We start from the raw sequence: 21,235 nt of genomic DNA on the forward strand, positions 1-21,235 counted from the left end.
GTCTCAGCCCGCGGTGCGGCCCGGCGCGGCGTGGGCATCCTGGGCCAGACGCCGCACGGCGCGCAGCGGAATCGGTAGCCAGGACGGCCGGTTGCGGCTCTCGTAGATGCTCTCGTAGATGGCCTTGTCGAGTTCGAACGCGGCCAGGAGGGGCTCCTGCCCGGTCAGGGCCGTGCTGTCTAGGGCGTTGTCGTGTGGGGCCTTGCCGGCCTCCTCCTGGTAGCCCCGCAGGAAGGCCGCCCGAGCCGTGCTGGCCCAGTCCACCGCGTCGGGCCCTGCTGCGGGGTCCCGCATGGCGATGGTCGCGCCCACGTAATCGAACGAGCGGAGCATGCCGGCCACATCGCGCAGCGGGAGGTCCGGCAGCGAACGTTCGGCGAGCGGGCGCAGCGGCTCGCCCTCAAAATCGATCAGCACCCAGCCGCGACCGGGCACATCAAGCACTTGGCCGAGGTGGTAGTCGCCGTGGATGCGCTGCAGATGCGGCCAGAAGGCGGCCTGGGCTCTGGCGAAGACCGCCTCGATCGCCGCACTGTGGGCGGCCAGCTCGGGCACCTCGCGGGCGGCCAGCCGGTATCGTTCCCGCATCGTCAGGCACAACTGGTTGACCACGTCGCCGGTGGACGCCACGGTGGGAAACACCCGGGCGAGATCCCGGTGCACGGCGGCGGTCGCGACGCCAAGGGCATGCGCGGGCGCGCTGAAGTCGGTGCCGGTCGAGGCGGCGTGCAACGCCACCCGCCAGGCGTCTTCGACCCCGGGCAGGAACTCCTGGGCGAACACGAGGTGGCCGCTCTGGCGTGCGGGTGAGAGCGGGCTCGTCCACTCGCCGGACACCGCGCCGATGGGCCGGGGAACGAACCTGGATCCGGCGCCCGCGAGGGCCGATTGTACCGAGACATCCGGGTTCGAACCGGCGGCGACCACCCTGAACACCTTGAGGATCACCGGGCGGCCGCGCCGCCCGGTCTCGTCGACGAGGTCGATGATGATCGAAGTGTTCGACTGTTCGCCATTCAGCACCCGGCTGGCCGTAACTGTGTACCGGCTCAGGTCGACGGGCTCGTCGCCCGGCGCCTGGCGCACCCGCAGCAGCTCGCCTTGCGCGGCGGCGCCGGCCGGGTCATCGGACGGCGTCGACGCGCCGGTGACGATAGACCCGTGCAGCGCCGCGGCGTAGGCGGAATCGTGCGGGGCGTCGTAGAGGTAGCGGGGGAGTCCGTCGTGTCCGAGCGTCCGCTCGATGAGAGCCGACGAGTCCGGCAACGGCTGCGTGCGCTCGGTCACGGGCAGCTGGTAGAGCGTGGAGAATCTGCTGGCCGTGTCGAGCACCAGATGGCAGGCGATGCGTACCCCTTCCTCGTCCGTCGGAAGGGCCCACTGGCCGATGCTCCGCAGAACCGGGCTGTGCGCCTTGCCGGCAAACCAGCGCTGAGCGCCGACCCAGCCGTCGACGGCCGGCGTGAGGTCGATGCCGGTGCCGGCGCTGGCGTGGTTCATGTGGTTCAGCGTAGCCGGACCCGCTACCGCCCCGGTGCCGAACGAACTTCCGAAACCGGTGCGCTCAACAAGGAGACGACGACGGCGTCGTTCTTGGTGCTCTGCTGCCCGATCTCGGTAAAGCCCAGCCGGTTGTGGAACGCCAGCGATTCCGGGTTGGCCGGCCGCAGGTTGACCTCGCAGAACACCACGTCGGCGGGCAGGGCGCGTGCCGCGTCGAAAACCGCCGAATAGAGCCGGGCACCGAGCCCCCTGCCGCGGTGGCCGGCCGCCACGACGATGCGGTCCACGTAGAGAAAGGAGTCGGAGCGACCGGAGAAATACCGGTAGTTCTCGCTGGCATAGGCCGCGCCGGCCGCGAACAGGATTGCGAAGCCGAGAACGGTAGCCGGCTCGGTGTCCGCCACGACGGCGATGGCGCTATGGCTCGCGGCGATCAGCGCCGCCAGGTCGTCGGGGGTGAGGTTGTTGACCGCGGGCACCGCGGCGCTGTTGAGCGCTATCAATTGGGCGCAATCGGTGTTGCGGACTGGACGCAGGGAGAGCAACGGGGTCATCGTCATCCTCCGACGCTAGCCGATGGGGCGTCGTCGGACTCCTAGCCGCGGCCAGTGGAGAGCAGTAGGTTGCGGCTGCAGGAGTCAGCGTCCCACAACGTCAGGAGGAGTCATGCGTGGTCGCGAAGTGGTCTGGTTCAATTCGATCGGACTGACGGATATCTCTCAGGTCGGCGGCAAAAACGCATCCCTGGGCGAGATGGTGCGCTCGCTCTCGGCCCGGGGCGTGCGGGTGCCGAACGGCTTTGCGACCACCGCGGATGCCTACCGCGCCTTCATCGACGCCAACGGACTGGAACCCGTGATGCGCGCGCAACTCGACCGGTACCACTCCGGCGACGCGTCGCTGCGGGAGACCGGCCAGAACCTGCGGGAGTCGTTTCTGGCCGGCGAGTTCCCCGCGGCCATCGCAGAGGACATCAGGGTGTACTACCGCACCCTGTCCAAGGACGCCGAGGTGGCCAACCTTCCGGTTGCGGTGCGCAGCAGCGCCACCGCAGAGGACCTGCCCGATGCCAGCTTCGCCGGCCAACAGGAGACCTTCCTCAACGTCAGCGGTGAGCGCGACCTGCTCGACGCCTGCCGGCGCTGCTACGCGTCGCTGTTCACCGACCGGGCGATCAGCTATCGCGAGGTGAAGAAGTTCGACCATCTCGACGTCGCCCTGTCCATCGGCGTGCAGCGGATGGTGCGCAGCGACCTGGCCGGGTCCGGCGTGATGTTCTCCATCGACACCGACACCGGTTTTCCGGGGGCCGCCGTGATCAGCGCGGCGTGGGGGCTGGGCGAGACCGTGGTGCAGGGCGCGGTCGACCCCGACAAATACCTGGTCTTCAAGGCCCTGCTCGACGAACCGGACTGTGAACCCATCATCGAGAAGACCCTGGGCCGGAAAGACCGCAAAATGACCTACGCCGAGGGCGGCAGCGCGCGCACCCGGGTGATCGACACCCCGGAACGAGAGCGCCGTGCCTTCGTCCTGGACAACGCCGAGATCGTGCAGCTGGGACGCTGGGCGGCCATCGTCGAAGACCACTACGGCCGGGCGATGGACATGGAATGGGCCAAGGACGGCCTCACCAATGAGCTGTTCCTAGTGCAGGCGCGGCCGGAGACCGTGCACTCGCAGAAGAGCCTGACCCGGTTCTCGGTCAGCCGCCTCATCGAGAGCGGACCACTGCTGGTCTCCGGTGTGGCCATCGGTGACAGCATCGCCTCCGGAACGGCCTGCGTGATCCGTGACCCCGCCGACATCGAGAACTTCCGCGACGGCGCCATCCTGGTCACCGAGATGACCGACCCGGATTGGGTGCCCATCATGAGCCGGGCATCCGGAATCATCACCGACCACGGCGGCCCCACCAGCCACGCCGCCATCGTGAGTCGCGAGCTCGGAGTGCCCGCGGTGGTCGGCACCCGCAACGCCACCGAGGTGCTGGCCGAGAACACGCCCGTCACGATCTCCTGCGCCGAAGGCGACGAGGGGTTCGTCTACGCGGGAATCCTCGCCGCCGAGACCGAGCAGATCGACCTCGGGGCCGTACCGATCACCCGCACCCAGGTGATGGTCAATATCGCCAGTCCGGCCGCCGCCTTCGAGTGGTGGCGACTGCCCACCGCCGGGGTGGGCCTGGCGCGGATGGAATTCATCATCAACAACCTCATCAAGGTGCACCCGATGGCGCTGGTGCACCCGGAGCGGATCACCGACCCGGCGGTGCAGCGGCAGATCCGTGAGCTCACTCGCGGCTACGACGACCTCGGCGAGTACTTCGTGAACACCCTGGCCCTCGGCATCGCGAAGCTGGGGGCGCCGTACTACCCGAACCCGGTGATCGTGCGCCTGAGCGACTTCAAGTCGAACGAGTACGCGCACCTCATCGGCGGAGACGTCTTCGAGCAGGCCGAGGAGAACCCGATGCTCGGCTTCCGCGGGGCGTCCAGGTATTACGACCCCAAGTACGCCGAGGGTTTCGCGCTGGAATGCCGGGCGCTCAAGCGGGTACGCGAGCGGATCGGCTTCAGCAACGTGATCGTGATGGTGCCGTTCTGCCGCACCACGGCGGAGGCTGACAAGGTGCTCGCAGTGATGGCCGAGAACGGCCTCGTGCGCGGTGAGAACGGGCTGCAGGTGTACATGATGTGCGAGATCCCGGCCAACGTCATTCTGGCCGAGCAGTTCGCCACCCGGTTCGACGGCTTCTCGATCGGCTCCAACGACCTCACCCAGCTGGTCCTCGGCGTCGACCGGGACTCCGGCGACCTGGCGGCGCTCTTCGACGAACGCAACGAGGCCGTGACCCGGATGATCAGCGAGGCCATCGAGAAGGCCCACGCGGCCGGCATCAAGATCGGTATCTGCGGGCAGGGGCCGAGCAACTACCCCGATTTGGCCGAGTTCCTGGTGGGCGAGGGCATCGACTCCATCTCGCTCAACCCGGACTCGTTCCTGAAGACCGTGCACCTGATCAAGGACGCGGAAACGGCGGGGGCGGCCGGCGAATGGCCCCGACCCACCCGGGTGACCATGTGAGGCGGGGCGGGGCTCCGTACCGTTAGTCGGTGTCCTCGCCAGGACGCGGCGCGGTGCGGTCGAGCGTGGTGCCGTCGAGCACCGTGCCGTCGGCCTCTGGACCGTCGAGCACCGCACATTCGTAGTCGGTCTCCGCGGCGTCGGCGACCTGCCTGGTCGCGATGACCCGCTCGCTGATCCGGTGCTCGACGGCCTCCGCCATCGCCACTTCGTCGGGGGACGCATTGGCCAGCAGATCCTCGAGATCGTCGGGGTCACGGTGCATGGCCTCGATGGCGGAGACCTCGGCCCTGGCCACCGCCGCCCGGCTCCGCAGGAAGGTGATGTGCGCTTCCCACCGGCTGTGCTGCCCGGTGCTGTGCTGCCCGGTGCTGTGCTGACTCGTGCTGTGCTGACTCGTGCTGTGCTGACTCGTGCTGTGCTGCCCGGTGCTGGCCTGGCGACCTTGGCCGGTCCCTCTCTCGTTGGTCCCTCTCTCGTTGGTCTCGTTCTCGTTGCCGCTCACGGCGCCTCCCTTGTCGGTGGGAGCCTAGCGCCGCATCCACCCCCGCGTAATGCGCGCGCGCCGTCACGAGAGTGCGCAGCTGGCGGAGTCAGTCGTAGGCGCGCAGCAGCTGCCAGCGAGCGCCGCCGTCGTCGTGCTGGATGTCGAAAACCAGCGAGGTGCCGTCGTCGGCGGTGCCCTGGCAACGCCAGGCAGCCACGGGTTTGGGCGGGTGGGTGAGAAAGTGCAGCAGCTCGTCGGGCAGCGACGCTGACGCCGTCAAGGGCGTGGGAGTGTCGGTCACCCTGAACCGGCGGGCCCGCCAGACCAGGCGGACCGGAGAACCCTCAGGGGAGACCCAGACCGCGACGGTTTCGTTAATCAGACTCATGGCACATCACCTCAACAGATAGAACATATGTTCGAAGTTTACTCCCTGAGGTCCGACATTGCGAGAAAAACACCGAGCTCACCGATGGAGTGCCGCGGGGATGACGCGGCGGGGCCGCGGCGCTATCATCGCGGCATGATTCGCATCCTGTTGCGCGCGCTGATCTTTCTGCTCTCTGCGGCCCTGGGGCTCTGGGTGGCATCGCTTGTCCTGCCGGACCTCACGGTGACCGCGAGCGGGTTCGTCACCGCGGCGGTCGTGTTCGCCGTGGCTCAGAGCGTGCTCTCGCCGTTCCTCGCCAAGGTCGTCGCGCGGGGTGCGCCGGCGTTCCTGGGTGGCATCGGCCTGCTGTCGACGTTCGTCGCGCTGTGGATCGCCTCGCTGTTCCCCGGCGGGCTCACCATCACGGGGTGGCAGACCTGGATCCTGGCCGCCCTGGTGGTCTGGCTGGTCACGGCCGTTGCGACGCTGCTGCTGCCGTTGGTGTTCTTGCGCGAGGCGAGGGACAAGCGCGCCGGTGCGGCGCGCCCGATGCTCTGACGCCGGATGCCGGCGGCGGGGTCAGGGGCGGCGCAGGCCCACCGCGGTCAACGTCAGGCAGCCGGCGCAGGCCGCGGCCAGCAGCGAGAGCATCAGCGGGTAGCTCGCGAACTCGGTCAGGCTGGCGAAGAGCACCGGGAGCAGGAAGCCCACGTAGGTGAGGCTGTAATACACGCCGGTGATGCCGGCCAGGTCGGTGGGGGTGGAGATCCGCTGGATCTCGACGAGGCCGGCGACCACCGTGATGCCGTAGGCGGCCCCGAGCACAACGCCCGTGATCAGGGCGAGCACCGGGGACAGGGTGACGGCCGTGGCGACGGCGCTGAGCACGCCGACGAGCATGATGCCCATGCCCACGAGGATGGCGCGGCCCCGGGTGAGTGAGTTGAGCCTGGAGACCTGCGGTTGCACAAGAGCCCCGGTGCCCAGGGTGACCACGGTCAGGAGAGTGGCGAAGGCCAGGTTGAGCTCACCGAGCTGCGACTCCACGAGCTTGGGCATCATGGCGTAGGCGATGCCTGCGGCGCCGAACACCCACGGGGCAGTCGGCAGTACAACGCGCAGGAACCGGCGGTGGCCGGCCAGCGGCACCTTGAGGTCACCCCAGAGCGAGGCGTGAACCCGGCTGCGCGGCACGGTCTCCGGGGTGCGCAATAGGCGGGGCAGGATCAACAGGCTCAGCAGGATGTGCACCGCGTAGGGCAGCAGTGTGGGTAGCGGTCCCCACTGGGCCAGAACGCCGGACACCCCGGCGCCCAGGCCGAAACCGACGGTCAGAGTGAGGGCCGGCCGGCGTGCCCCGGCGGAGGGGCGGGCCACCAGGTCGAATGGGGTGCTGGAGAGCTCCTTGATCCAGGCGGTGCCGACCGACATCGCCACGCCCACGCTCAGGCCGGCCAGGAACCGGCCCAGGCAGATGACGACCTCGCTGGAGAAGCCGAGGCCGAGAAGGATGCTGGCCAGGATGCCGGCGAGGACACCCGCGACCACGAGGGGCTTGCGTCCGTAGCGGTCGGAGAGGGCGCCGGCCAGCAGGAGACCGGGAACCAGTCCGACGACGTAGAGGCCGAGGAACAGGTCGGCGGTCACGGTGGAGTAGTGGCCCAGGGTCTCGTACATGTGCAACAGCGGGGTGAAGTGGTTGCCACCCCACGCCATCACGAACAGGGCGGGAGCGGCGAGGTGCCAGGGGGCAGTGGTGCGGTCAGTCATGGTGCTTTCCGGTCGGTCAGAGCATCCGGGGCACGCGGTGCCCCGATTCCAGGTGGGCTCGCAGCAACTGTTCGTAGGCGGCGGTGTCGCCGACTCGCAGGTGTTCGGCCAGCAGGCGGTGCTCGGCGATGAGCCTGTCGATGTTGTCGGGGTCGCGCACGGCCACCCTGTGCACCAGCCGTTCCAGCCGGGGGCCGAGGCGGGAGTAGATCTCGTCGATGACGCTGTTGTGGGTCTCGTCGACGATCCGGGAGTGGAACCTGTGGTCGGCGCGGGCGTAGGCCAGGAGATCGCCGGCGGCGGCGGAATCCGTCTGCGCCTGGATCAGGGACTGCAGCTCGGCATCGACGGCGTCGATCCGGCCGGGGCGCTCGCCGAGGAGCTGCACGGCCTTGGTCTCGAGGAGCATGCGCACCTGCAGGAGCTCGGCGGTCTCGATGTCGTCGACCGCGGTGACGATGGCGCCCTTCTTCGGGAAGAGCCTGAGAAGCCCGGCCGACTCGAGCGTGAGGAACGCCTCCCGTACCGGCGTGCGGCTGAGCCCGAGCGAGGCGGCGACATCCCCCTCGGTGATGAGAGCACTGGCCGCGAGATCGCCCGAGATGATGGCGTCGGCCACATGGGAGTAGGCACGCTCCGCCGCGGAGGGGCCCGTGCCCCGGGAATTGGAGGCCGGTGAACTGGAGGCCGGTGAGAACTGCATTTCCCTAGCGTACCGAGAAAACCGGTTGATAAATGCATCGATAACCTCAACATGGTTCGCGGGCGGCCGCTCGGGGCGCTGGCAGTAGAGTGCAGAGATCGTGAGCCGATGATGCCTCGCCCTAAAATCTGCCGACGCGACCCGTGTCGAACCTCCGGCCCGAGTGGAAGAGCATCTGATGAGCGAACGAACCATTGTGATCACCGGCGCCAGCGACGGCATCGGTGCGGCGGCCGCGCGAGCGTTGGCTGCGGCCGGTGACCGCATCGTCATTGTCGGGCGCTCGCCGCAGAAGACCGAGGCGGTGGCCGCCGAGATCGGCGCCGACCACTTCATCGCCGACTTCAGCAGACTCGCCGAGGTGCGCACCCTCGCCACCGAACTTCTGAAGCGCTACCAGCGCATCGACGTGCTGGCCAACAACGCCGGCGGAATCCTGGGTGACCGCGAGGTCACTGTCGACGGCCACGAGAAGACCTTCCAGGTGAACCACCTGGCGCCGTTCCTGCTCACCACCCTGATGATGGACCGTCTCCTCGCCAGCCGGGCGTCGGTGATCAACACCTCGAGCGCCGCCAACCGGTTCGGCCACATCGACCTGGACGACCTCGAGAACGAGCGCAAGTACTCGCCCAACAACGCCTACGGTGACGCGAAGCTGGCGAACATCCTCTTCACCCGGGAATTGCACCGGCGATACAGCTCGCTGGGACTCGTCACGGCGGCGTTCCACCCGGGCATCGTGGCAACGAGCTTCTCCACCGAATCCACGAGCATCATGCGGCTGGTGTACCAGACCGCGCTCAAGCGCATGCTCATCACGCCGGAGAAGGGCGCGGACACCCTGGTCTGGCTGGCGACCACGGCCGCCGGGGTCGACTGGCAGTCGGGGGAGTTCTACGAGAAGCGCCTGGTGCACTCCACGAACCGCCAGGCCGCGGATGCCGGCCTCGCGACGGCGCTCTGGGAGCGCAGCATCGACATGGTCGCCTCCGACCTGCTGCCGCAGGGCAGCTGACCCTGCTCAGCCGACTGTTCCCCGTGCGGACATCTGCGCCCGGTGTGCCGGGACCACTTGTCCGCAGCGGCAGCAGTTGCGCCGGGGGAGGCCGGGGAGGCCGGGTCAGGGGATCTTGGTCAGGGCCGTAAACGACATGGTGGCCGACTGGCCGCTTGGCAGGTCTGGTAGAGCAGGTCGAAGCCGTGGGGGAGTCAGCGGTGCTGTTGCGGTCCGCGTTGAGCATGGCCACGATGCCGTCCACCGGGTAGGTGCCGGCGTGCACACCGGTGAGGGTGATCACGGTGCCGGCGTCATCAGGGGAGTCCTTGCCGCCGCACGACCGGGGCTCGGCGATGGTCGGCACGTCCCGGTAGCGCGGTCACGTCCACGGAACCGATGCACTCGTCGAGCTCCGGAGTCCAGCCGGTTGCGTGCAGGTTGTTGGACTAGCGCCCGCGCAGGATCCGGTCCTCCTCGGCCTGCCACGCGGCCATGGCCGTCGTGACGGCAGCCACCGGAGCGGCCAGGTCCCCGGCGACGCCGTCGACGCCCTCGGCGGCACCGAAATCGAACGCTGACAGGGCGCGGGCATTCTCGCGGACCCCGGCGCCCAGCTCGAAGAGGGCGGGTGCAGCGCTCCCGGCCGCCGCGGTGCTCTGGGCTGCCGTGAGCTCCTGCGCGGCGGCGCTCAGCCGGGCGGTCGCGGCGTCGATCGCGTCGGCCAGCTCGAGCCGGGGCTGTTCGGTGAGCACCCTGCCCTCGCTCGCGGCCAGGAGGGCGATCGCCTCGTCGAGGGAGGTCTCCCCGTCGGTGACGGTCTGCACCGCCCGAGCCTGGTCGCTCTGGAAGAGGGCGGCCGCGGCAGCGTAGTCACCCTGGGCCGCCGCCAGGGACACCCCGCGCACGACCAGGACGACGGCCAGCACGAGTACGACGGCGGCCGCGGCCACGATCACCCGGGCCCGGTTGCCCGAGAGCCGCCATACCGAAGACAGGCGCGGGCGCGGCGAATTCGGCGTTTCTGCTGAAATTCGTGCCACCCCCGGTGCAAGTTTGTGCCGGTCGTGTCGCCGTCACATGAATTGAAATACTACCGACTGGGTGTTGCCAACACACCGATTGGGTGTTGCCAACACACTGATGATTCACATCGGCACCTCGAGCTGGAGCTATGACCACTGGGGGAACGTGCCTTATCCCGCTGGCCTGCCCGCGGCGAAACGGCTGGCCCGTTCGGTGGGGCCTTCGACGCCGTCGAGCTCAACGCGAGCCTCTGCCGGTGGCCGCGTCCGGCCGTGTTCGAAAGCTGGCACCGCCGGCTGCCGCCGGGTTTTGTGATGTCGGTGAAGGCGCCGCGGGGCCTGACCCACGCGAAGAAGCGCTACGCGCCCGAGACGAACGCGCCTTTGGTGAAGCTGCGGCTGCACGGTCCGGCGCACGATGCTCTCTCCGCAGGTTCGTTTGCCGACGCCGACCTGCGGTGGTGGGCCCACCGCATCCGCGAGTGACAGGCCGATGGGAGGGAGGTCTTCGCCTATTTCAACAACGACGGCGATGGCAACTCGATGCGGAAGGCGTGGACGCTGCGTGCGGAGCCGGGGATGTGACAAAAGGCGCATAAGGCCCCTAGCGCTCGGAGCGAGGGTGAGATATGCAAAGCGGTGACAGCGTGCAGAAATGCACCGTGGAGCGTGCCAAAGCGCAGGTCACCCTGAGAGCACCCGCATAGAATTGTGGCCCCGGGCGCGATCTGACGAGTCAGCGTGCCATTGAGGCACCGGCAGAAGGTGCGTTTCAAACAGAGGTAGTCATGACAGAGACCCACGTCGCGTCCGCAGTTGTCACCGAACTCACCGCCGTGCTCTCCAGCGCACAGATCGTGACGGGCCCCCGCACCGAGAGCAACCGGCGCGACCAGTCGGAGGGCACCCTGAGCGGCGAGCCTCTCGCCGTGGTCTTCCCCGCCAGCACCGAGGAGGTCGCCGCCGTCGTCACGATCGCGGCCGCCCACCGCATCCCGATCGTGCCCCAGGGAGCCCGCACGGGCTTGGCCGGCGGGGCGAACTCCATCGAGGGCGCCATCGTACTCAGCACCACCAGGCTCAAGAAGATCCTCGTCGTCGACGCCGCGAATCAGACCGCGACCGTGCAGGCCGGTGTGCGCACGATCGCGCTGGCCCGTGCGGCCGAGGCCGTCGACCTGTTCTATCCGCCGGACCCCGGCTCGTGGCGCGCCTCGACCATCGGCGGCAACGTGGCCACCAATGCCGGCGGGATGCTGTGCGTCAAGTACGGCGTGACCGGCAACTTCGTGCGCCAGCTCACCGTAGTGCTCGCCGACGGGTCGATCGTGCACACCGGCCAGCGCACCATCAAGGGCGTCGCCGGCTACAACCTCACCGCACTGCTGGTGGGCTCGGAAGGGACGCTCGGGATCATCACCGAGATCACCGTGGGCCTCCTGCCCAAACCCGGCAGCCCCTCGGGCGTCGCGGCGACCTTCGCCGATGTCGACGATGCCCTGGCGGCCGCCAACGCCATCGTCGCCGGCGATCGCCGGCCGAGCGTGCTGGAGTTTCTCGACGGTGCCTGCATCGCCGCCATCAACGCCTTCGATCCGGCCTCGACACTGCCTTCCGGCGCCGGCGCGCTTCTGCTCGTGCAGTCCGACCAGATCGGTCAGGCCCACGACGACGTCGAGGTCTACGCCAGGATGTTGCGCGCCGGGGGAGCCGCGGAGGTCACCATCGCGCACGACACCGAGTCGCTCGATCAACTGATGAGCGCACGACGACTGCTGCACCCGGCCGTGCAGGCCGTGCGCGGCGGCTGCCTTAACGAGGACATCACGGTGCCGCGTTCCCAGCTGCCCGCCCTGCTCACGGGCCTCGCCGAGATCTCGCTGGAGCTCGACGTGCCGATCAGCACCGGCGGTCACATCGGAGACGGCAATCTGCATCCAGTGATCGGCTACGACCCCGAGGTGCCCGGCGAGATCGACAAGGCCCATGCCGCGTTCGCGAGGGTGATCGACCTGGCCATCTCACTCGATGGTTCGGCCTCGGGGGAGCATGGCATCGGCGTGCTCAAGCGGGCGCACCTCGACGACGAGCTCGGCCCGGTGCTGCGTGACCTGCAACTGCGCGTGAAGGCCGCCTTCGACCCGCACTCGATCCTCAACCCCGGCAAGAAGCTCTAGGTCCGCGGCCCGGTCGGCCCGCTCGCTCGATCGCGTGGCGTGGCCAGGAACGGCTCGGCCCGGCCCGGCCCATCGCCGTCGGACACCCCTGTCGACGCCGCCCTGATCCTGTCGAGGCAGACCCAGTGCGCCGACCCCGGGAAGGCACCGTCCTGCTGCTCGAGCGTGTCGAGACGCCGCGAGCCGCCCACTCGAGCGTCGGAAATACTTCTGAAACTCCCTTGTGAAAAACTTGACATTATCTCACATTTATCTCTGATTTGTGAGAGAATGGGGTTATGGATGACGAGCTACTTGGCTCCACCGCACCGACGGGAACTCCTCCCGCCGGCCCGAATCTCCACGACTGGAACACCGCTCTGGCCGCTCCGGCGCCGGATGTCACTGGGCTGGATCATGCGGGGCTGGATCATGCGGGGCTGGATCATGCGGGCCCGGATGCTGCCAACCTAGGCGGCGCCACCGACGCCGAGCCAGGCGTTGAGGCCGGCGGGCTGTGCAACCCTGAGTCCGGTGCCGACGCCGGCAGGCCGGGCCGCACTCGTGCTCATGGGTCGCGGGGCACTCATCCCGGTCAGCCGCGGAGTGGCCCGAGCGTGGGGCAGCCCGTGTGGCGGGATCCGGCGGAGCTTCCCGGGGTTCAACATGCTCACACGGGTGCGTTCGGTGACAAACTCCGGGTCCTCGAAGACGCCGCGGGGATGGTGCAGGCCGTGCTGGCGTCGATCGACCTGGACGCTCTCAGCGACGCGGAGGTGGTGGCGTTCACCCAGATGGTCGAACACGCCGGGCGTCCCGTGGACGCGGCGCGGATCGGTGCGGCGACCGTGGTCGGCTACCGGTCCCGGCCCGGGCTGGGCCGGGACTCGATGGCCTGGCGGTTGGGCGCGTCACACCAAAACGACCTGCTCACCCGGCTGACCCTCGCGTCACGGCAGGAGATGAAACGGCGCCTGGCGTTGGGCGAGAAGGTCGCCCCGAGAGTCCTGGGCGGTCAGGTCCTCGAGCCGGAATTCCCCGCGGTCGCCGCCGCGCTCACAGCCGGCGAACTCGGGGTAGATGCAGCGGAGGCCATCGTGAAAGGGCTGACCGACTACAAGGTGCACGGCCGCTTCGACGCCGACCAGGCCGACGTCGAATCCGCCGAGATCACCCTCGTCGAACGGGCCACCGGGTCGGTCTTCGACCGCATCCCCGGCCCTGGCTACCCGAACACCGGGACGGACTCAGGCCCGGACACCGATACAGGCACGGGCACCGGCACAGGCACCGGCACAGGCACAGGCACAGGCACCGACGCTGAGTCCGGCGCTGATGGTTACCGCACCGGGTTCACCGGTCCGATCCGCCGGCTCCGTGACTCCGACGGGTTCACCTACCCGGCCGATGACCTCCGACCCCTGGCCGTTCGGATGCAAGCGCTGCTCAACCCCGACGGGCTCGCCCCGAACGAGACCACCCTCGAAGCCAGATCGACCCTCTCGTTCGGTGAGCTCACCCGGGGCCTCCACCCGCTCCGCGGTGGCGTGACGCCGGAGTTGAAGGGTGTGATCCAGAACCTGTTCAACACCTTCCAATCCGCCCGCTCCGCACCCGCCTTCCCCTCCGCCGAGGAACAACGGCGCATCGAGGCCGGAGAGTTGGTGCCGGGCGAGCTGATCGACGAACGCACCGGCGGCGAAAAGCGCGCCGACATCCTCCGCGGCATCCTGGTCCAGGTCGCCCAAGACCCCCGCACCCCCACCATGGGCGGCATGCCACCCACCGTGATGGTGCACGTGAACGCGGCCGACCTGCTCAAGCAGGCCGGGGTGGGCTGGATCGACGGGGTCGACGGGCCGATCTCGATGAGAACCATCACCCAGATGATCGACAACGGCGGCTTCCAACCCATCTTCTTCGGCAGCACCGGCGCCGTCCTCGGCCTGGGCAGCAAGGCCCGCTGTTTCAGCCCGATGCAACGCAAAATGATCACCGCCAGAGACGGCGGCTGCATCATCCCGGGCTGCGACTGCCCACCCCAATGGACCGAAGTGCACCACGTCACCCCCTGGCAAACCGGCGGCAAAACCACCGTGTCCAACGGGGTGCTGCTCTGCTGGTACCACCACCACACCATCACCACCGCCGGATGGAAGATCCGGATGGTCGCCGGGCTACCCCAGGTGAAAGCACCACTCTGGATCGACCCGACCGGGAAATGGCGCACACCCGAAAAACACCGCGCCCACGACCCCGAAACCCGACGGCAGGACGAGTAGACCGGCGGTGAGGGCGGGTGGACCCGATGGCAAGACCCGATGGCAAGACCCGATGGCTGGACCCGATGGCTGGACCCGATGGCTGGACCCGATGGCACTTCGAGTAGACCCGCCAGATCGGTACCTGAGGTTCCGCTGCTCCCTGGGCGGTTTCGGGGCCGCCAGAGGGCATTTTCGGCTGGAGTATTTCGGGCTGGAGTACTGCCATCCGGGCCGCCCGCGTCGTACTATCGCCTTGGGTGTCAGCTGACGCCCGGTTACGGCTACGGAGGTACGCAGTGGGCATCAATGACGACGACATCACCACATCCGGCGCGGATTCGAACGAGGGCACTGCCGACGGTGGTGCCAACCAGGCAGGCCACGACGGCGGTGCGGACGGCACCGCGGACGCCGGCGAGGGCACCGCTGACGGCGGCGCGAACCCGGCTGGCCACGACGGCGGTGCCGATGGCTCCGCCTCGAGTGAGGGCACCGCAGACGGCGGCGCCAACCCCGAAGGCCACGACGGCGGCGCCGACGGAACTGCCTGATGACGAGCGAGGGGCGCGGGACGAGAGATCGTCCCGCGCTCGCGCGCTTGCTGGCGGTATCCCCGGATGCTTTCGCCGGAGAGTACTGGGATCGTCAGCCGCTCTTCACCCGAGCGGCCGCCCTGCCAAGCCACTTCGATGACCTGTTCACCGCCGAGGCCGTCGACGAGCTCGTCACCCACCGCGGCCTGCGCACACCGTTCGTGCGCATGGCGCGGGAAGGCAACGTGCTTGACCCCGGCCGCTACACGGCACCGGGCGGAATCGGCGCGGAGATCGGCGACCAGGTCAGCGGCGACAAGGTGCTCGACGAGTTCTCCGGCGGAGCCACGCTGGTGCTCCAGGGGCTGCACCGCACCTGGCCGTCGTTGGCCGACTTCACCAGGCAACTCATCACAGACCTCGGCCATCCCGTTCAGGTGAACGCCTACATCACGCCGGCTTCCGCCCGCGGCTTCGATCCGCACTATGACGTGCACGATGTCTTCGTTCTCCAGATCGCAGGGGAGAAGCGCTGGCGCATTCACCCGCCGGTGCACCCACAGCCGCTCCGCGACCAACCGTGGAGCGATCATCGGCGCGCCGTGGAACTGCAGTCGCAGGGCGACCCGGCCATCGACGAGGTCTTCAGGCCGGGCGACGTTCTCTACCTGCCGAGGGGCTGGATCCACTCGGCAACCGCGCTCGGTGGCACCTCGATCCACCTCACCCTCGGCGTCGCCGCCCTCACCCGCCACGACGTGCTGCGCGAGGCCGTCGCCCAGGCCACGGCCGACACCGGCCTGCGCAGCGCCCTTCCGCTCGGCATCGACCTCACGGATGCGGCGACCGTCGCCGCCCTGCTGGCCGACGTCGTGCACTCCCTGGCCCGCTACACGGCCAACGACGATACCGATGACGGCAACGCGGCCCAAGCGCTGGCCTACGCTCAGGAAGTGTCCGGGCGGCTGGCCCGCCGGGTGCGGCCCGGTACCGAACCGATCGCACCCCTGGCGACGGCCGCCGCCGCCGCCGCACTGCACGAGGTCACCACGGTGAGCCTCCGCCGGGGACTCGACGCCCGGCTGCGGCCGGGTCTGGACCGGGCCGAGGTCGCGCTCCTGCTGCCGGGCAAGACGGTGACGCTACCCGCGGAGGCCACCGACGCCCTGACCCAGATTCTCACCGGGCACACCGTGCAGGCCGGCGACCTGGCCGGCCTGGACCCGGCCTCATCTCTCGTGGTCGCCCGGCGCCTGGTGCGCGAGGGTGTTCTGGTCGTGCGGTGAGCCTGCCCGACCTGCCCAACGCGCACAGCGCAGCTCCCGGCTGGCTGCCGTGCAGTGATCGCTCGCTGGAACGCGGCGATCCCCTCCTGGGCACGGCCGGTTACGGCGAACGGTGGTTCCTCGTCGAGATCGACGGGGCCTGGGGCGCGCACGCCTTCCTGCAGTCGCCGCTGGACCCCGCGCTTGCCAGGGCCCTGGTCACCCGGATCGAATCCGCCGGCATCCGCCCCCTCGCCATCCGTCGCACGGGACGCACCTCGCTGCAGCGCCGTGCCCAGACCGAGTGGCGCTGGGCGGCCGTGGATGCCAGGGTCGGCCATGAGAGAGTGCACTGGGGAGCGGTGTCCGACCCCGCCGAGCTGATGCGGGTGCCGCTGGACGGGTCGAGCGGCACGCCGTCCACCGAGCCGCTCATCTGCGTGTGCACGCACGCCAGGCACGACCAGTGCTGCGCCGTGAAGGGGCGCCCGGTGGTCACCGCCCTCGCCGAGGTGTACCCGGCCGGCACCTGGGAGTGCTCGCACCTCGGTGGCGACAGGTTCGCGGCCACCATGATCCTGTTCCCGCACGGGCTGTACTACGGTCGGGTGAGCGGTGCCGAGGCCCCCGGCCTGGTCGAGGCCTTCCTCCACGGCCGCATCGAACCGCGCTTCTTCCGAGGCCGCAGTTCGCTGCCCAACGTGGTGCAGGCGGCGGCCGCCTTCGCCCGCGCCAATCGGGGCGACAACCACATCGACGCCTTCGAATACGAGTCCTGGACAGAGTCAGGGGGAGTGCACACCGTGTGCTTCAGGCACGGCGGAGAACACGGCGGTGAACACGACGGAGAACACCTTGTGGTGCGGCTCGGCGAGAGCCGGTCGGAGCCACTTCTCAGCACCTGCGCGGCCAGCAGCGCCCAGCCGGTTCGGGAGTTCGAACTGCTCTCGATATCTGCCCGGTGAGACCCCCCGAGTAGAGGTGAATACGGGACCAAGGTCCCGGTTGGCGGACTCGCTCGAAGGGTAGTGTTCAGAACAGAGGGCGAACCACCGGCACCGTGGCATTAGCTGGTACCTCGTGGTCCTGCTCTCGTGGCCCGACTGGTGGGTGAAACACCCAGTCAGCGGGAAAGCCTCGATCCTACAAGGAGAGCACACCATATGACCGTCACAGATGGCATCAGAAGCGACCAGCACGGTCTCGCAGAAACCGGCCCGGCCGAATTCGTCAGCGGCCCGTGGCAGGACTCGATCAACCTGCGCGACTTCATCCAGCGCAACTACACGCCGTACCTCGGCGACGCCAGCTTCCTCGCCGGCGCCACCGAGCGCACCACCGGAATCTGGGCAAAGCTGTCCGCGATGTTCCCGGTCGAGCGCGAAAAGGGCGTCTACGACATCGATGCGACCACCCCGTCGTCTATCACCGCGCACAAGCCCGGCTACATCGACAAGGACAACGAGGTCATCGTCGGCCTCCAGACCGACGCGCCGCTCAAGCGCGCGATCATGCCCTTCGGCGGCTGGCGCATGGTCGCCACCTCGCTCGAGACCTACGGCTACCCGGTGTCGCCCGAGCTCGAGACAATCTTCACCGACTATCGCAAGACCCACAACACCGCCGTCTTCGACGTCTACCCTCCCGGCGTGCGCCGTGCGCGCAGCAGCCACCTGATCACGGGCCTGCCGGATGCCTACGGCCGCGGCCGCATCATCGGTGACTACCGTCGTGTTGCCCTGTACGGCGTCGACGCCCTGATCGTCGGCAAGAAGAACGACCGCGCCGAGCTGGACATGGAGCCCTCGACCGAGGACATCATCCGTGCCCGCGAGGAGAACTCGGAGCAGATCCGGGCCCTCAAGGAGCTCGTCCAGATGGCCGCCAGCTACGGCTCGGACATCTCCAAGCCCGCCACCACCGCCAAGGAAGCCGTTCAGTGGCTGTACTTCGCGTACCTCGGTGCCGTCAAGGAGCAGAACGGTGCGGCAATGTCGTTCGGCCGCAACGCGGCCTTCCTCGACGCCTACATCGAGCGCGACCTCGCCGCAGGCACCCTGACCGAAGAAGGCGCCCAGGAGCTCATCGACGACCTCGTCATCAAGCTGCGCATCGTCCGGTTCCTCCGTACCCCGGAGTACGACGAGATCTTCGCCGGTGACCCCACCTGGGTCACCGAGTCGCTCGCCGGCATCGGTGAAGACGGTCGCCCGCTGGTGACCAAGACCGCGTTCCGCTTCCTGCAGACCCTGTACAACGTGGGCCCCGCACCCGAGCCGAACCTGACCGTGCTGTGGAGCGACAAGCTGCCCGAGGGCTTCAAGCGCTTCTGCGCCCAGGTCTCGATCGACACGTCGGCCATCCAGTACGAATCCGATGACCTCATCCGCAACGAGATGGGTGACGACGCCGCGATCGCATGCTGCGTCTCCCCGATGCGGGTCGGCAAGCAGATGCAGTTCTTCGGAGCCCGCGTCAACGCCGTCAAGGCCTTGCTGTACTCGATCAACGGCGGCAAGGACGAGGTGTCCGGCAAGCAGATCGCGCCGGCCACCGCCCCGAACACCGACGAGATCCTCGACTACGAGACCGTCTTCCCGGCCTACCTCGAGACCCTCGAGTGGCTCGCCGAGACCTACGTCACCGCGCTGAACTGCATCCACTACATGCACGACAAGTACGCGTACGAGCGCCTCGAGATGGCACTGCACGACAAGGAAATCATCCGCACCCTGGCCTGCGGCATCGCCGGCCTGAGCGTGGTTGCCGACTCGCTGTCCGCCATCAAGTACGCCACGGTTCGTCCGGTGCGCGATGAGACCGGTCTGGTTGTCGACTACACCGTCGAGGGCGAGTTCCCCACCTTCGGCAACGACGACGACAAGGTCGACGCCATCGCGGTCGACGTCATGGAACGCTTCATGACGATGATCCGCAAGCACCCGACCTACCGGGACGCCATCCACACCCAGTCGATCCTGACGATCACGTCCAACGTGGTCTACGGCAAGGCCACCGGCAACACGCCCGATGGTCGCCGCAAGGGTGAGCCGTTCGCACCGGGTGCCAACCCGATGAACGGCCGCGACACGCACGGCATGCTCGCGTCGGCACTCAGTGTCGCCAAGCTCCCGTACAGTGAGGCGCAGGATGGCATCTCGCTGACCAACACCGTCGTTCCGAGCGGCCTCGGCCACACCAAGGACGAGCAGATCACCAGCCTGGTCGGCCTGCTCGACGCCTTCACGTCGGCCACCGGCTACCACCTGAACGTCAACGTGCTCAACAAAGAGACGCTCGAGGACGCGATGCTGCACCCGGAGAACTACCCGCAGCTGACAATCCGCGTTTCCGGCTATGCCGTGAACTTCGTTCGCCTCACCCGCGAGCAGCAGATGGATGTCATCAGCCGCACGTTCCACTCGCACTAAAGAATCTCCTTAACACATGACCGGCAACGCTAGGTAGGACGAGACAATGACCGCGATCAACCTCGGCTTCCCTAGCGTTGCCTGTCCTGTAGTCGAACTTTCCGGAGAGCACGTCGACCTGTCGGCGCCCGTCTCCGATGACGTCAGCGCCCTCAATGACGCCGACCGCAAGGCCGAGCTGCACACCCTCGAGATGAAGGCGATCCGGGAGGGCACCGTCGCCAGTGTGCATTCCTGGGAGCTGGTGACCGCCGTTGACGGCCCCGGCACCCGCATGACCCTGTTCCTCTCCGGCTGCCTGTTGCGTTGCCAGTACTGCCACAACCCAGACACCTGGAAGATGCGTGACGGCCTCGTCACTCCCATCGAGGAACTCGTCGCCCGGATGACCCGCTACTTGGGTGTCTTCAAGGCCACCAACGGCGGCCTCACCATCTCCGGCGGCGAACCGCTGATGCAGCCCGCGTTCGTCAAGCGGATGTTCAAGGAGGCGCACGCCCTGGGCGTGCACACCACCCTGGACACCTCCGGCTACCTCGGCAAGAGCGCCTCGGACGAGATGCTCGACAACATCGACCTCGTCCTGCTCGACGTGAAGTCGGGTCTGCCAGAGACCTACAAGAAGGTCACCGGCCGCGAACTCGCGCCCACCATCGCGTTCGGCGACCGTCTCGCCGAGCGCAACATACCGGTCTGGGTGCGCTTTGTGCTGGTGCCCGGGCTCACCGACGCCGTCGACAACGTCGAAGCCGTTGTCGACATCGTGAAGAGTTGGCCCAACGTGCAGCGCGTCGAAGTGCTGCCGTTCCACCAGATGGGCGAGGACAAATGGGACCGTCTGAGCATTCCGTACCCCCTGCACGGCGTGCACCCGCCGGAGAACGACCTGCTGAACCGGGTGCGCGGGCAGTTCGAGGCGCGGGGTCTCACCGTCTTCTAAAAATCGGACACACCGACCGATACCGGCCTTACGCATATAAATGTGTGAGGTCGTTTTCGCTCTGACCAGCGCTTTAGCTGACGCAAAACCGCGGCCAGGGACCTTGTACCCTGACTGGGAAAACCGAACGCTGCCAGACTGTGAGTATCTTCAGAATCACAACGAAAGGCAACACCGTGTCAACAGCAACAGTTCCGGCCACCACCCTGAGCGACACCAAGGTCAAGGTCCTCAAGCTCATCGGTTGGGCCGGAATTCTCGGCGCCGTGGTCATGATCATCGGCGGAGGCGTGGTTTGGGGCGTCGTCTCCTCGCAGCTCGCCGCCGAGCAGATCACCGTCGCCGAGGACGCGTCCTTCCTCGCCGGTGCCCCGGTCGTCGGACCGTTCTCCGCGTACGCGCAGGCCGACATCATCAACCACCACGCCCTCGCCATGGCCGAGGGCAAGACCTACGCCGAGCTCGACAAGGAGGACCCGCTGCGCGCGACGGTCATGAACGCGTCGTTCCTGCGCACCTCGCTCTTCACCTCGGTTGTCTCCTTCGGTGTCTCGGCCTTCGCCATCGGCATGGGCGTCCTGTCCGGCCTGTTCGGCTGGGCCATCCTGACCCTCGCTCCGGCCTGGCCCCAGAAGACCACTGCCACGGGCGTCCGCGCGTAGTCGTCACCCCTCAGAACGACCCGGCAGCCGGCTGCCGGGTCG

Annotated in this window: 18 protein-coding genes and 1 pseudogene; 12 read left to right on the forward strand and 7 right to left on the reverse strand. The window is 68.2% G+C overall.

The annotated features are described in order from the left end of the window. Positions 1 to 3: 3 nt before the first annotated feature. Together BJQ95_RS07555 and BJQ95_RS07560 are read right to left on the reverse strand one after the other, a co-directional pair. Positions 4 to 1,500: a phosphotransferase gene (locus BJQ95_RS07555; RefSeq protein WP_130177931.1), complete on the reverse strand. Its 1,497-nt coding sequence runs from the start codon at positions 1,498 to 1,500 to the stop codon at positions 4 to 6. 23 nt (positions 1,501 to 1,523) lie between these two features. Next, entirely contained in the window at positions 1,524 to 2,063 is a 540-nt protein-coding gene (locus tag BJQ95_RS07560) for a GNAT family N-acetyltransferase (protein WP_130177932.1), read from the reverse strand. A gap of 106 nt (positions 2,064 to 2,169) precedes the next feature. Between BJQ95_RS07560 and ppsA the strand changes: the two genes are divergently transcribed. Beyond that, positions 2,170 to 4,590 (forward strand): phosphoenolpyruvate synthase, encoded by a 2,421-nt coding sequence (gene ppsA, locus BJQ95_RS07565; protein WP_130177933.1) that lies wholly within the window; start codon positions 2,170 to 2,172, stop codon positions 4,588 to 4,590. A 22-nt stretch (positions 4,591 to 4,612) separates the two neighbouring features. Here the strand turns inward: ppsA and BJQ95_RS07570 are convergent, their stop codons facing one another. Beyond that, the gene (locus tag BJQ95_RS07570; RefSeq protein ID WP_205750127.1) at positions 4,613 to 5,095 is read right to left on the reverse strand and encodes a hypothetical protein; all 483 of its coding nucleotides are present in this window, start codon (positions 5,093 to 5,095) and stop codon (positions 4,613 to 4,615) included. Positions 5,096 to 5,183: 88 nt separating this feature from the next. Continuing rightward, a complete protein-coding gene (locus BJQ95_RS07575) occupies positions 5,184 to 5,465 on the reverse strand; it encodes a hypothetical protein (protein WP_130177934.1) in 282 nt (93 codons plus the stop codon). 135 nt (positions 5,466 to 5,600) lie between these two features. Between BJQ95_RS07575 and BJQ95_RS07580 the strand changes: the two genes are divergently transcribed. After that, positions 5,601 to 6,005 (forward strand): phage holin family protein, encoded by a 405-nt coding sequence (locus tag BJQ95_RS07580; RefSeq protein WP_130177935.1) that lies wholly within the window; start codon positions 5,601 to 5,603, stop codon positions 6,003 to 6,005. Positions 6,006 to 6,026: 21 nt separating this feature from the next. Here BJQ95_RS07580 and BJQ95_RS07585 read toward each other — a convergent pair whose 3' ends face one another. After that, on the reverse strand, positions 6,027 to 7,217 hold the full coding sequence (locus BJQ95_RS07585; RefSeq protein WP_130177936.1) for an MFS transporter: 1,191 nt from the start codon (positions 7,215 to 7,217) through the stop codon (positions 6,027 to 6,029). Positions 7,218 to 7,233: 16 nt separating this feature from the next. After that, positions 7,234 to 7,920, reverse strand: a complete 687-nt coding sequence (locus BJQ95_RS07590) for a GntR family transcriptional regulator (RefSeq protein ID WP_165384943.1) — start codon at positions 7,918 to 7,920, stop codon at positions 7,234 to 7,236. A gap of 178 nt (positions 7,921 to 8,098) precedes the next feature. Here BJQ95_RS07590 and BJQ95_RS07595 point away from each other — a divergent pair, with 178 nt between their 5' ends. Continuing rightward, the gene (locus BJQ95_RS07595) at positions 8,099 to 8,938 is read left to right on the forward strand and encodes an SDR family NAD(P)-dependent oxidoreductase (RefSeq protein WP_130177938.1); all 840 of its coding nucleotides are present in this window, start codon (positions 8,099 to 8,101) and stop codon (positions 8,936 to 8,938) included. Between the two features lie 428 nt (positions 8,939 to 9,366). On the opposite strand, the gene BJQ95_RS07600 is transcribed toward BJQ95_RS07595, so the two are convergent. Next, positions 9,367 to 9,960 carry a hypothetical protein gene (locus tag BJQ95_RS07600; protein ID WP_130177939.1) on the reverse strand — a complete coding sequence of 198 codons (594 nt, stop codon included), beginning with the start codon at positions 9,958 to 9,960 and terminating at the stop codon, positions 9,367 to 9,369. A gap of 97 nt (positions 9,961 to 10,057) precedes the next feature. On the opposite strand from BJQ95_RS07600, the pseudogene BJQ95_RS07605 reads away from it, so the two are divergent. The 9 genes and pseudogenes from BJQ95_RS07605 (at position 10,058) to BJQ95_RS07645 (ending at position 21,193) form a co-directional block, all read left to right on the forward strand. Continuing rightward, a pseudogene (locus BJQ95_RS07605) lies at positions 10,058 to 10,527 on the forward strand (DUF72 domain-containing protein). A 203-nt stretch (positions 10,528 to 10,730) separates the two neighbouring features. Then, entirely contained in the window at positions 10,731 to 12,119 is a 1,389-nt protein-coding gene (locus BJQ95_RS07610) for an FAD-binding oxidoreductase (RefSeq protein ID WP_130177940.1), read from the forward strand. A 701-nt stretch (positions 12,120 to 12,820) separates the two neighbouring features. Continuing rightward, positions 12,821 to 14,380: an HNH endonuclease signature motif containing protein gene (locus tag BJQ95_RS07615; RefSeq protein ID WP_256041573.1), complete on the forward strand. Its 1,560-nt coding sequence runs from the start codon at positions 12,821 to 12,823 to the stop codon at positions 14,378 to 14,380. Positions 14,381 to 14,658: 278 nt separating this feature from the next. Beyond that, complete coding sequence (locus BJQ95_RS07620; protein WP_130178217.1) at positions 14,659 to 14,913, forward strand: BatC protein; 255 nt, start codon at positions 14,659 to 14,661, stop codon at positions 14,911 to 14,913. Beyond that, positions 14,913 to 16,181, forward strand: a complete 1,269-nt coding sequence (locus BJQ95_RS07625; protein WP_256041574.1) for a cupin domain-containing protein — start codon at positions 14,913 to 14,915, stop codon at positions 16,179 to 16,181. The genes BJQ95_RS07620 and BJQ95_RS07625 overlap by 1 nt, the downstream gene beginning before the upstream one ends. After that, positions 16,178 to 17,125, forward strand: a complete 948-nt coding sequence (locus BJQ95_RS07630; RefSeq protein ID WP_205750148.1) for a sucrase ferredoxin — start codon at positions 16,178 to 16,180, stop codon at positions 17,123 to 17,125. Before BJQ95_RS07625 ends, BJQ95_RS07630 begins: the two co-directional genes overlap by 4 nt. A 198-nt stretch (positions 17,126 to 17,323) precedes the next feature. After that, positions 17,324 to 19,591: a formate C-acetyltransferase gene (gene pflB / locus BJQ95_RS07635; protein ID WP_130178218.1), complete on the forward strand. Its 2,268-nt coding sequence runs from the start codon at positions 17,324 to 17,326 to the stop codon at positions 19,589 to 19,591. 46 nt (positions 19,592 to 19,637) lie between these two features. Next, positions 19,638 to 20,531, forward strand: a complete 894-nt coding sequence (gene pflA / locus BJQ95_RS07640; RefSeq protein WP_205750149.1) for a pyruvate formate-lyase-activating protein — start codon at positions 19,638 to 19,640, stop codon at positions 20,529 to 20,531. Positions 20,532 to 20,707: 176 nt separating this feature from the next. Further along, positions 20,708 to 21,193, forward strand: coding sequence for an aromatic ring-opening dioxygenase LigA (locus BJQ95_RS07645; RefSeq protein ID WP_130178219.1), 486 nt, complete (start codon positions 20,708 to 20,710; stop codon positions 21,191 to 21,193). The last annotated feature ends 42 nt before the right edge of the window (positions 21,194 to 21,235 follow it).

This window comes from Cryobacterium sp. SO1 (assembly GCF_004210215.2).
Taxonomy (GTDB): Bacteria; Actinomycetota; Actinomycetes; order Actinomycetales; family Microbacteriaceae; genus Cryobacterium.